Genomic DNA, 12,520 nt, shown 5'->3' with positions numbered 1-12,520 from the left:
GCGATGATCATGCAATGCATGCCTGGCACCATTTTGCGTTCCTTCGAAGAGGATGAGCGCGCCATGGTGCCGGGCCTGTGGTTCATGGCCGATGCTGCGGGGCGACCCTATCGCGGGTTGCCTCTCCAGGATTTGTGACCAACCCTCCGTCGCCAGCGCATCCTTGGTCTTCTCCAAGATGGCGATCTGCTATCTGGCACAGGGGGCTTGCACCATCCCGGGTCGGTGCCGACCCAGCAGGAACCCGGCCTCAGCATCGCTCTGAAGACCGACGCCATTGGCCTCATCGACTGCATGCTGTCTGCCATCACCAGTCAAGGCTGGACACTCCTGGTGCCTGAACCGCTGGAGAGGCCCCGCAAGGTTGATGACACCCTGGTTCTCAAGCAATACACCATGAAATCGAAGTCAATTTAAGTGTTGCTCAGAAATCGACACATCGCAATCACCTCAGATACATTGCAGATCTACTCCGATACTTTCCCTCTGATCGTCAGCCTCAAGAGAAAAAGAAAATAAGCCATTAAAAACAACACTATGAACTCTTTTCATTTAAAGATAACTCTTTCTTGCACATCCCATCAGCTGGTCATCAGGACACGCTTTCTGTGATTTGAAACACAAACTTTGATCATCACAGGGGATAAGCATTGCATTGGAAATCGATTTCAAGAAAATAAAGCCAGCATGATTTGTCTTGGCATCGATTGCATAGCGTCTGTTTGAGTCTTGACGGTTCATCGCGGTGGATATTTTTCCCATTGATTGGAGTGGTCAGTATGAATGCATCAAAAAAAGGACTTTTGGCGTCGTTGATCGCCGCTGCCCTGCTTGGCGGGTGTGGTGGGGCCGATAATATCGACTCGAATAGTGGCAACACCGGTGGTAATAACGGTGGCGACAACGGTGGCACCACGCCCCCTGGCGACAGCACCCTGATCCTGTTCGGGGTCGGTGCCAATGGGGGTACAACCCCCAGCATCCAGTCAGAGAAGGACAACTGGAGCTTGCAACCGGTCACCGCTTCTCCCGTCGCCATGACCAGCATCAGCGCCGTGCTCATCAACAATGCCGGTACCGATGACACCGCCGATGTGCAGGTAGCCGGTGACGGAGATGGCACCTTCATGCTCAAATCCGCCACCCCTCTGAACCTGAGCAAATACGCCTCCGGTTTCATCGAGTTCCAGTTGCGGACCAAGAGCAAGGTGCCGGAAGTGCTCAATGCCTCCATCGACAACGAATATCCCAACCGCAGCAGCCTGCCCATTGCCAGCGCCCTGACCGGTTCGGGCGACTGGGAAACGCTCACGCTGCCCATCAACTGCATGAAGCCCTTCCCCGGTGCCACGGCCATCAACCTCGCCACTGTGGGCACACCGTTCCACCTGGCCACCAAAGAAGCCTTCAACTACGAAATCACCAACATCAAGTACCTGCTCACCACCTCGGCCAAGCCCGTTGTCGACCCGGTCACCTGTGAAGCGCCTGGCGGCGCTACCGACCCGGGCACAGACCCAGGCACCGATCCGGGAACCGATCCCGGTACCGATCCAGGTACCAATCCGGACACAGGCTCCGGCGTCAACAATGCCCCCGCGCTGGTGGCCACCGATGCCGCACTCTACTACTCCGGTGACAAGAGCCAGGCCTTGGACCGCAGCGCCGATTACCCGGCAGCCAGCTTCGGCGGCACCCTGACCGATGAAAACCAGGTCATCACCATGGACCTGCCAGGCAATGGCGCCGCCTTCCTCGGGACCGACAGCGCCAATGGGGATCTCTCCGCCTATCAGGACGGCGCCATGCTGCTCGACCTGAAAGTCTCCAGCTACGGTGACTCCCCCAACATCCAGATCCGCATGGACGGTACCGCCGGCCCGGACTTTGGCACCTTCTTCACCATGGACAGCAACATCGTGCCCGATGACGACACCTGGTACCGCTGCATCCTGCCGGTCGCCTCTCTCATTCCTGCGGCCAACACAGGCTCGGTGCAAAAGGCGCTCTACCTGAGCGGGGCCTGGGACTCCATGGCCGGTCTGCGCTTCGCCTTCACCAACGTGGCCCTGAAAACAGCCATCCCGGCAGACTTTGACAGCAATCAGCCCTGCCAGCAGATCAAGTGACAAGGCATTGAATCTTCGAGAAATCGATTGAAAATAATTTTCTACGGATTGGAGCAATAAGATGAAATTGAAGTCACTCGCCTTGTTTGTCGGGGCATGTTGCGGGCTGGTAGCGCCCGCAGTATCGAATGCCGCCGAGAGTTTTGGCTTCCACGGTTATATTCGTGCCGGCTCGATGTTTGACGCCAAGGACAACTTCGCCAAGGCGGGGTACGAATATGAGATGGACAAGACCATGGGGCGCCTGGGCTCCGAGCTGGACAACAGCTGGGAAGCGGGCCTGAACAAGTTGTGGGATCTGGGCAGCAACAAGTCGGTCAACATCCACTTCAAGGTGGAGTCCGATGCCGACGGCCTGCAAACCCGTGCCGCGCCTCGCGAAAGCGGTGTGTCAGAAACCTATGTGGAGCTGGGTGGCATCACCCCGACCGGGACCATGTGGGGTGGCCTGCGCTATTACGACCGCGAGAACTACATCTGGACCACCGACTATTTCTACACGGACTACTCGGGAACCGGCGTCGGCATCAAAGCCATGGAGATGGCGGGTGGCAAGTGGGACTTTGCCTATATCAACAGCAACGACACCAGCCACTCCGACCGCGCCAATGGCACTGAAGCCACCATGCACACCCTCCACACCAGCGCCCTCTATGGTGCCTGGGACATGGAGATCGCACTCAAGCAGATGCCCAGCAACGAGTTCACCGGCGATAACAAGCAATATGCGACCAAGGGGGCAGAAGGAACCGTCATCTATTCCCGCGACGACTTCTTCTTCATGCCGGGGGGCTTCTCTAAGTTCATCGCCCAGGCAGGACGTGGGCTGGGTTCAGGAGACTTGCTGGGTGCCAACCTGACCAATACCGCCATGTATCGCAAGGGCTCCCTGTATCAGAAGACACTGCAGGACAAGGCGGATGGCTATAAACCCTACCAGTCCAAGGTGATGGAAGGCGATCAATCCTACCGCCTCTTCCTCTGGGGTGGCTGGTATGGCGCCAATATTCATCTGCTGCCGACCCTCTCCTATCAATACAACGACTACGAGCTGGGTGGCCATGATTCCTGGTATGCCGCATCTCTGCGCCCGGTATTCCCGATCAATGAGTTCTTCTCCATCCAGACGGAAGTCGGATATGTGAAAAACAACCTGATCATCGACAACGTCGAACGGGGTGGCACCTCTCACAAGGTCAGCATAGTGCCGACCTTCACCGTCAATACCGGCATGGGGCCCTCACCGGAGATCCGCATTCTGACGACCTATGTCGATCACAACAACGAGACCCCCTGGCAGGAAGACCGGGAAGATTTCCTGGTCGGTGTACAGGCGGACATGTGGTGGTAGGTTAGGTCGCGATACTTATCTGCACTATAATCTCGGGTCCCTTGGAGGACCCGCATTGCATACGAGGAAACACGATGAAGGGAACGAAGCAGTGTCTGCCTTTCCTGGTCAGTCTGCTGATGGCCGGATGCGCCGGCATGGGCCCGGAGCATTCGCCAGGATCGGCAGTCTCCGCCCTGCAGCAACAGGTTGAACAAGGTCGGGAACAATTGTCGAACAAGGTGGCGGTCGAGTCGTTCAAGGAACTTCGCTTCCAGTCCCTCGGGCAGGAGAGCCGCTGGGTCGATGTGAGCACCGACAGCCAGGTCTATGCATTTGATTCAGGCAAAAGCTATGTAATGGCCTTCTCGCTGCCCGAAGTCAGCCAGGCGACTCGCGTCAAAATAACCATTCCGGTCGACTATACCGTCTTCCTGCCCAGCATCCTGTTGCTGGACGAGCAATACAACGCCGTTCAAACCATTCCCGGTTCCACATTCAGTTATGACGGTCGTTCGTTAATTTCAGGGCAGAACATTCAGGGGGAATTCACCATTCCAGCCCCCATCGGCAGCGCTCGGGCCGCCTATATGGTGATCTATTCCACGGCGAAGGACATGCAGGGCAGTACCCGGCTCAACCCGGACGATCTCCAGCGCGCCATGCAATATGATCGCACCACGGATGTCGCCCGCCTCATCAATGTGGAAGTGCCTCACTCTGCTACCGGACGCCTATATTTGACGCTGGACGCAGAGCCCGCTGCAAATGCGACGCAGATCGCAAAAACCATATCGCCCGTGATGGTCTCACCCGATAAATCGTTGGGTGAGCTGGATTATTATCAGCATATTCGCACTGCCGTTCAGAGCAAAAACTATGAGCAGGCGCTCGCCTGGGTCAAAGCCGCCGAGCAAGCCGGTTTTACCAAGGCAAAAGAGGTCTTTTTTGCCGCCCAGCAGTAGCATTCCCTCCCCTGGCAAGGCGCATCATCGCTTGTCACCACCAGGGGAAACGGGTATCCTAACTTGCTGATTTATTAAGAAGATATTCATATAACACTGGCCATGACCAGGGGTTTTCACAGTCGAGTACGGAGGGGGGATGTCGAAGTCAGCTCAGGAGAAAAAAGCCACTGTCTATGATATCGCCCGCCGAGCCGGTGTCTCGGCAAGCACTGTATCCCGGATATTGAACGGCTCGGCCAAAGTGGCCGCAGATAAACGTCAGGCGGTGGAAGATGCCATTCAGGAATTGAATTTTCGTCCCAACCTGATGGCGCAATATTTGAAAACGGGTCAGTCCATGACCCTGGGTGTTTTGACCCAACATGTGGAGAGTCCATTTTCCAACGAAATGTTGCGGGGTGTTGAACACACTCTTCAGGGCATGGAGTATGTGCCGCTGATTGTCAGCGGTCACTGGAATGCGGAAGAAGAAGTTGAGCGGTTGCGTCTGCTGGTGGCCCGGCGGGTTGATGGCCTTATTATTTTGACCGGCCACGTCAATCAGCAAACACTGCTCGAGTTTTCCCAGCAAATACCGATTGTGGCCACAGGTCACAATATCATGACCGAGCGGGTACACTCCTTCAGCATCAATAACCGGCTGGGTGGCTACATGGCGACTCGCTATTTATTGGATCTGGGTCATCGTGACATCGCCCATATCGTCGGTTTACCGGATCATAACGATGCCATCGAGCGTCATCATGGCTATCGCCAGGCCCTGGTGAGCGCAGGTATCGAATATGACCCCTCCCTGGTCATCCAGGGGGATTTCGCCGAGGTCGGCGGGCTCAATGCCGTCAAGAAGCTGGTGGAGAGCGGCCGGAAATTCTCCGCCATCTTCTGCGCCAACGATCAGACCTGTTACGGGGCCATTCTGGGGCTCAAGCAGTGCGGCTTGCGGGTGCCTGAGGATGTCTCTCTCATCGGTTTTGACGACCTGCCCTTCTCTACTTATTCCAACCCGCCATTGACCACGGTACGCCAGCCCATCTACGAGATGGGGGTCAAGATGGTCAAGACTCTGTTGGGTTTGATCGAGAACACGGAGCTGAACTCGGACGAACTGCCCGAATTGAGCATTGTGGTGCGTGATACCACACTGCCCTACAAGGGGTGAACACAGACCGGGGCAGTTCCCTGCGCAGCATCAGATCCCTGCACAGCATCAGCGCAAAGCGGCCTTCGGGCCGTTTTTCTTTTGTCAGCCACCTGTCCAGCGAGCGACGAGCCCCTGCCGCGACTTCCACCTTGACTCTCTGACATAGCACAGAGACTACACACAACCTGGCGTCCCTCTTCTGCCGACCCCTCAATCCGGCCTGGCCCCATGACACCAGCCAAAGCCTAGCAATGGCAATGGCAATGGCAATGGCAACCCGATGAACCCGGTCGACCTGAATGAAACAAGGCGCCTGAAGGCGCCTTGGGGAGTGTGCAGATCCCTGCGGGAGCGTGGCCACCGTCAAGGCGCTGCAAAGGGGGATTCCGTCCCGGTGGCCGCGCTGGTTGCCAGCGTGGGGAGAGGCTCGTCCGCTTCACACAGACTGGCTCTTCTCGTGGCCGCCTTCTGGGGGGGATACCAGCTTGCCAACCCCTGCTGGATGCGCGCGGCAGCCGCTTCCGGCGTCATGGTGCCGAGCACCACGGATTGCGATACCTCCGCAAGCTCTGTGGTAAGCAATGGCTCACCCCGGGTGAGGAACTGCGCCCCCAGACGCAAGGTGGAATCGCAGGTATCCCGCCAGCCCATCATGGTGCTCGCCACCGGATCCTTGAGCTCGAAGAAGTGATTGGAGAGGGAGAAAAAGCCGGGCACCGAATTGGAGAAACGCTCGGCAAAGTCGGCGCTAGCCATCCACTCCACCAGTTTCAGGGCGGCCTCCTTGTTCGGGCTGGCGGCATTGATGCCGATCCCCATGTCGGTGTGATCGGTGAAATAGCAGGTGTCCCCCTCCCGTGCAACGGGGGGCGGGAAGGCACCAAAATTGACCTTGCCGGTGAACTGGGCCAGCGACCAGGAGCCCGCCACTATCATGGCGGCCTTGCCCGCAGCAAAGGCATCCACCGCCTGTGCTTCGGTGGCATCGGCAGGATGGTCCCCTATGTAGGGCCGCCAGCTCGCCAGCTCACGAAACGCTGCCACATAAGGGGCATCGGTCACTCGCGCCTGACCGTTGATCAGCGCCAGGCGGCCATCTTCCCCATGCCAGTAATTGGGACCGATATTCTGATAACCAAGCTCGGAGACCACCCAGCTGTCGTGAGCCGCCAGTGCCAGCGGCAGATAGCGGCCATCCTGCTTCATCTTCTCCAGCACGGCGAAGAAGTCGGCACGGGTTCGCGGCGGTGTCAGCCCAAGGGCGTTGAAGATATCGACATTGAAGTAGAAACCCTGGATCACGGAGGCAATGGGCAGGCAGAAGGTCTGGGCCCCGGAGTCGGTCTGCCAGGCGGCCTTGGCAAAGCTCGGGAAGTTCTCCATCCCGGGCAGGTCCGTCAGATCCAGCAGATGCCCCTGCTGGAACAGCCGCAGGGACTGATCATAAGGACGGCAAGTGATGAGATCCCCTGCCTTCCCCGCTGCCAGCCGCTCGGCAAGCTCCCGATCATAATCCGCCGAGCGCTGCGAATGCAGCTTAAGGGTGATCTCGGGATGGATCGCCTGAAAACGGGGCAGAAACTGCTCCTTCCAGAGCGCCTCGTCATCCACGCGCCAGGTTTCCAGCACCAGCTCCTGGGATACCGCCGCCGTACTCAGCCCCCAGACCAGCAGGGCACTCACAGATTTCCACATCGCCTCTCTCCTACACCTTGAAACGGGCCACCAGACTCTGCTGCTGGCTGGCCAGCCCCGACAACACCTCACCACTGCTCGCCGATACCCGGGACGCCTGCTCGGTCTCGTGAGCCACGTCTGCGATGGCCGCCACGTGCTGGGCCACTCCCTGACTCACCGAAATCTGCTCCGCTGCGGCATAAGCCATGTGATCCGCAATATCCTTGATGGCCTCCATGCGCGAGGCGATCCCCGCCAGGGCACTCTCGACATCCCGGGTCTGCAGCACACTCTGCTGGGTCTGCTCATGGCTCTGGGCCATCACGCTCGCCACATCGCGGGCGCATCCCTGCAGGTTGTCGATCATCACCTGGATCTCCTGGGTCGCCCCTTGTGAACGGGTAGCCAGCGCCCGCACCTCCTCGGCCACCACGGCAAAGCCCCGCCCGGCCTCCCCGGCACGGGCCGCTTCGATGGCCGCATTGAGGGCCAGCAGGTTGGTCTGTTCAGCCATGCCACGGATCACCTCGAGAATGTTGCCAATGTTGCTGCTGTAGCCTTCGAGCTTGCGGGTGATCGCCATGGCCCCGGCGATGTCGGTCGCCAGTTGCTCGATGCCATCCCGATTGGCCTGCATCAGATGACGTCCGCGCCGGCTCTCGTCATTGGCCTCCCCCACCTCCCGACGAACATGATCGCTCGAGCGCGCCACTTCGGTCGCACTGGTCTCCAGCTCGAAGATGGCGGCCGCTACCTGATCGGTCTGGGCCTTCTGCGCCTGCACCTGCGACATCACCTGCTCGCCGATCTCTGCGGTCTTGCGCGTCTCGCTCACCAAGTACTCAGAGCCGGTCTGGACCTCCATCAGAAGCGTCTTGGTGTGGTGGGCCAGCTGGTCGATGGAGTTCGCAACCTCACCAAGCTCGTTCCTGGCGGGGTAGCGAACCCGCAGCGTCATGTCACCTTGTGCCATCAGACCGAGAACCCGATTGATCCGCACCAGCGGCACCTGGATGCTGCGGGCCGTACTCCAGGCAACAATGAGGGCGATGAGCACGGAACACAGGGCCACCATCACGATCCAGGTGCGGGCGCTGTCAACCGCGACGTCGGCACTCAGCCTGTCCTCCTGCATGCTCTGGTTGCTGATGGCGATAAGCCTGTCCAGGACCTCCCCCAGTTGCTGGCTCTGCGCCTCCTGCTGTTCACGCAAGCCATGGAGTTGCTGGCTGATTTGCTGACGGCGCACCAGGGTGGCAATCAGCCCCTTGTCGCCAAATACCAGCTGGGGAATGCGCGCCACATGGCGGGTGAACCTGGCCTTGACGTCATCGGGGACAACAATCCGCTCCAGACGCTGGTTCGCAATGTCGATGTCTTTGGCCAGCACCCCCTGTAGCGCCACCAGATCCGTGTTGCCGTCGGCACGCAGGATCAGCTTGAGATCCCGTGCAATACCGCTGGTGATGAGCTCCGCCTTGTTCTGCAAAGAGCGCCGCCCTGCCGTGTAACGCACCAGCAGGTCTGCCGCCGAACGGTAGTTGTCGTCCAGGTGCAGCAGCTCGCTCCGCATCCGTGCGAGCACCCGTTCCAGCTCGACCGACTCTTCGTGCAGGCTCATCAACTGCTCAGAGATGGTAAACAGCCGGGGGGCCTGGTCGGTGACCCGGGCGAGTTGCCGCTCACTCTCGGTATCGAGTGTCAGGGCCGCGAATGCCTTGATGTGCTGCTCATAGCGGACCTTGTCATGGGCAACACGCTGACGGGACTCGGGGAACGCCGACGTCTCCCGGATGGCGAGATGCGCCAGGCTGTCCCTGTCAGCCATCAGCAATGCGGCGCGCAGCCGGCTGGCGGTCAGGGCCTGAGGCGTCGCCTCCTCGGTCACCTGCTGGAAACGACCGTGAATGGAGGTCGTCTTCAGGTAACTGATGGCCCCGAGCAATAGCAACAGGACCAGCAGCAGCGTAAAGCCCAATCTGATCCGCTGTACGATCGACATCCTTCTCTCCCACCTCTCCCTCCGCATCGGGGCGGAGCCGGTTATCAAGGCACCAGGAGCCCGACAGGCATCCTGGTGCATCTGGCTGACGGCTTATCGACTCAACCTGCCCTGGCAATCGAGCCTGACCACTTCCCCTGAGGCCCCCAGCAGAGAAGCCGGTACCCAGCGTACGGTCGCCATGTCGATGCGTGCCTGTCCACTGGTGCCCAGGATGAAGGGGGTATTGACCTTCGCGAAGTCCATGCCCTCTTCGAGGCAGCGCAGGGGCAGACTCAGGGTCACCCACTTCTGCGGGGGCAACTGGCGCAAGGCCGGCGCAATCTCGATGGACTTGCCGCAGGGCCAGCCACACTGCAGCCCCAGCGTCATGTCCCCCGCTGGCGCCTGCTGCACCCGCAGCGTCACCTGCAGCTCGCTCTCGCCCTTCAGGTAGGTGCGACGATCCGCCCCCTTGACCTGGGTGGTCTGCAACTGGATCGTGGCCCCGGAGTCGACACCCGGCTTGTTAGCCCCGAGGAAGGTGACCGCTCGCGCATCCTGCTGGCGCAGGTAGTCGATGGGCTGAACCTTGATGAAGGTCATCTCGGTCACGCTGTTGCCGGAGACTTCAGTCCCCGTCCAGTTGCTGGCATCCCCCATGCGCAGACGGTGTTCTTCACCCGCCTTTGGCCCGAACAGCTCGAGCACCTTGTCAGCGGCGCTCAGTTTGGCAGGGTCGCTCTCGTTGCAGCCGAAGGTACGATTATCCAGGGTCAGGGTATTGAGGTTGCTGACCCGGGCCGCCACAGGGGAAGGCTTGCCGTAGCTGAGCCCGTAGCCATAGGGGAAGAGCGGTGCGTACTCACCCGCGGGATCCTGCTCGAAGGCTGGACGCTGCCAGCCCGGGATATGGGTGGGCGTGCGATTGATGGTGGTGGCGCACTTGCTGAAGGGCCACGAGAAGGAGAGGCGTCCCTGGAAGTCATGGGCCACCTTGCCCTTGGCATCCCTGAACAGCAGATCGGTGATCCCCTCCCCCTCGGTGCCCGGTAGCCAGGCGGCGACAAAGGCGGAAGAGAGATTGAGCTCCTCATTGACGTAGAGCGGACGTCCGGAGAAAAGCACGGTCACCACGGGGATGCCGGCCGCCTTCAGCCGCTTGAGGGTCAACAGATCCTCGTGATAGCTGCTCTTGAGATCCCCATAGGCAAGGGTCTTGTTGTCAGGAATGTCGCCGAACCACTCGGCATAGGGATCCTCCCCCATGACCAGGATGGCGACATCGGGCTTGGCTCCCGCAAACTCACCGGATCCCGTGCTCACCTGCACATGATCCGCACCGACGGTGGCGGTCACCGCATCCAGCACGCTCTGGGCACCGGGGAAATCACCGCGCCCGTTTTCGCTGCCTTGCCAGGTCAGGCTCCAGCCCCCCACCTGCTTGCCCAGATCGTTGGCGGCGCTCCCAGCCACCAGCACCCGGCTCTGCCGGCTCAGGGGCAGGATCCTGCCCTCGTTCTTGAGCAGCACCAGCGACTTGCGTACCGCCTCCCGGGCAAGCGCCTTGTGCGTCACGGCACCAAGTTCACCCTGCTTGCCCGCCAGCTCACGGGCCGACGGCATGGGTTTCTCCCACAGCCCGGCCCGCATCTTGACCCGCAGGATACGCGTCACGGCATCGTCGATCCGGCTCATCGGGATCTGCCGGCTCGCCACGCCATCGAGCAGGCTCTGGCGAAACTCCATCCAGTCCTTGCGCGCCGTGACCATGAAAATGTCGACCCCGGCCAGCACCGCAGGCAGGCAGCTCCCCATGGTGCAACCGGCGATCTCGCTGTGACCGTTCCAATCAGAGACGACAAGGCCATCAAAGCCCATCTTGCCCTTGAGCACGTCGGTCAGCAGATAGCGGCTGCCGTGCAGCTTGCCGTTGTACTCAACCCCGTCCTCTGGCAGCACATCGCGGTTGAGCTCGTTGTGCCAGCTGTTGAACGAAGCCATGACCACCTGGGCACCGGCATCCAGCCCCGAGAAGTAGCCCACCGCGTGCAGGTTGCGCAGGTCCTCTTCCGAATAGAAGTTCTGACCCCGGTCGACCCCGTTCAGGGTGCCGCCGTCCCCCACGAAGTGTTTCACGTTCGAGATGACATGGCGCTGGCCGCGCAGATCCGTCGCGGAACCTTGCAGGCCACGCACCATCTCGCCAGCATAGTGATAGACGATGGCGGGATCTTCGGAATAGCCCTCATAGGTCCGGCCCCAGCGATCATCCCTCGGCACCGCCACCGTCGGGGCGAAGGTCCAATCCAGCCCGGTGGCGGCCACTTCCCGCGCCGTCACCTGGCCGATACGGTAGATAAGATCCGGATCCCGCGCCGCCCCCAGGCCGATATTGTGCGGGAACAGGGTCGCCGCGAAGACGTTGTTATGGCCGTGCACCGCATCGGTCGCCCACATGAAGGGGATGCGATACCCCCTGCCCTCAAAGCCCGCTTCCGCCGCCTGCCAATAGGTGTCGGCCTGGTGTGCCCAGTCCTGGGCCGACGCGTGTTTGTTGTTGCCGGGCCAGCCACCCCCCCCGTTGAGGACGGAGCCAATCTTGTAGCGCGTCACCTCCTCAGGTGTCACTTCACGAAAGTCGGGCTGGATCATCTGGCCAACCTTCTCCTCCAGGGTCATCCGGGAAAGCAGAGCCTGGATCTGGCGCTCCATCCCCTCGTCCCTGGCAATGGCGCTGTGGATCTGCGGCCAGGTGGAAAAATAGGGCATGGTCGACAACTCATCCGCCATCCCGGCACTCCAGATGCCGCACCCCACGAATAGGCAGGTCATAGACCTGGTGAGACCTGTAGTTTTACGCATTTTCCTTATGACTCTCCGGATGTTCTCGTTCATCGCCTGGACTCATCGTTCATGGCGAGTCGTCTTGAAAAACAGTCGAATTTGAAATCGATTGCAAGAATATTAAATGGTAAACAGAAATCTCTTCGTCATTCCAGCAGTATCTTTGTCATGCCATGACAAAGATCCCGCTGAAAGAGAAAATAGTGATGCAACTCACAAACTCGGGGGCGTGTCTCATCAGCAGAATACCCAGGAAGGAACAGAGAGAACGGGTAGACTCATTGCAGGAAGATCAACAAAATAAAATCAAAACAATAATTTAAATGCAGTCAATCACGTTAATTTGCCACATGAGCTGCCTGGAACGACACCGATATGGCCAAACGGCTGGGGAGTCAGAGGAATGTTGAAAGGATTCAATGGAGTTCAATTCAAGTGCATGAATAT

Annotated in this window: 8 protein-coding genes; 5 read left to right on the top strand and 3 right to left on the bottom strand. The window is 59.6% G+C overall.

Annotated features, from left to right (window positions below; all coding sequences use genetic code 11):
- The first annotated feature begins 9 nt into the window (after nucleotides 1-9).
- The 5 genes from PG879_RS06335 (at nucleotide 10) to PG879_RS06315 (ending at nucleotide 5,586) form a co-directional block, all read left to right on the top strand.
- Nucleotides 10-138 (top strand): hypothetical protein, encoded by a 129-nt coding sequence (locus PG879_RS06335; protein ID WP_270829918.1) that lies wholly within the window; start codon nucleotides 10-12, stop codon nucleotides 136-138.
- Nucleotides 139-779: 641 nt separating this feature from the next.
- On the top strand, nucleotides 780-2,129 hold the full coding sequence (locus PG879_RS06330; RefSeq protein ID WP_139739425.1) for a putative glycoside hydrolase: 1,350 nt from the start codon (nucleotides 780-782) through the stop codon (nucleotides 2,127-2,129).
- Nucleotides 2,130-2,190: 61 nt separating this feature from the next.
- Entirely contained in the window at nucleotides 2,191-3,480 is a 1,290-nt protein-coding gene (locus PG879_RS06325; protein WP_246875621.1) for a carbohydrate porin, read from the top strand.
- Nucleotides 3,481-3,554: 74 nt separating this feature from the next.
- Entirely contained in the window at nucleotides 3,555-4,424 is an 870-nt protein-coding gene (locus PG879_RS06320) for a MalM family protein (RefSeq protein WP_039041337.1), read from the top strand.
- A gap of 139 nt (nucleotides 4,425-4,563) precedes the next feature.
- Nucleotides 4,564-5,586 carry a LacI family DNA-binding transcriptional regulator gene (locus tag PG879_RS06315; RefSeq protein ID WP_041201452.1) on the top strand — a complete coding sequence of 341 codons (1,023 nt, stop codon included), beginning with the start codon at nucleotides 4,564-4,566 and terminating at the stop codon, nucleotides 5,584-5,586.
- 345 nt (nucleotides 5,587-5,931) lie between these two features.
- Here PG879_RS06315 and PG879_RS06310 read toward each other — a convergent pair whose 3' ends face one another.
- The 3 genes from PG879_RS06310 to PG879_RS06300 form a co-directional block, all read right to left on the bottom strand.
- A complete protein-coding gene (locus PG879_RS06310; RefSeq protein WP_210601691.1) occupies nucleotides 5,932-7,263 on the bottom strand; it encodes an ABC transporter substrate-binding protein in 1,332 nt (443 codons plus the stop codon).
- Nucleotides 7,264-7,273: 10 nt separating this feature from the next.
- Nucleotides 7,274-9,247: a methyl-accepting chemotaxis protein gene (locus PG879_RS06305; protein WP_210601692.1), complete on the bottom strand. Its 1,974-nt coding sequence runs from the start codon at nucleotides 9,245-9,247 to the stop codon at nucleotides 7,274-7,276.
- Nucleotides 9,248-9,340: 93 nt separating this feature from the next.
- Entirely contained in the window at nucleotides 9,341-12,061 is a 2,721-nt protein-coding gene (locus PG879_RS06300; protein WP_246880330.1) for a glycoside hydrolase family 3 protein, read from the bottom strand.
- Nucleotides 12,062-12,520 lie beyond the last annotated feature (459 nt).

Origin of the sequence: Aeromonas sp. QDB63, assembly GCF_027707425.1 — a bacterium.
In the GTDB taxonomy this organism is placed as follows: domain Bacteria; phylum Pseudomonadota; class Gammaproteobacteria; order Enterobacterales; family Aeromonadaceae; genus Aeromonas; species Aeromonas caviae.
This window is presented reverse-complemented; position numbering and strand designations above follow the sequence as displayed.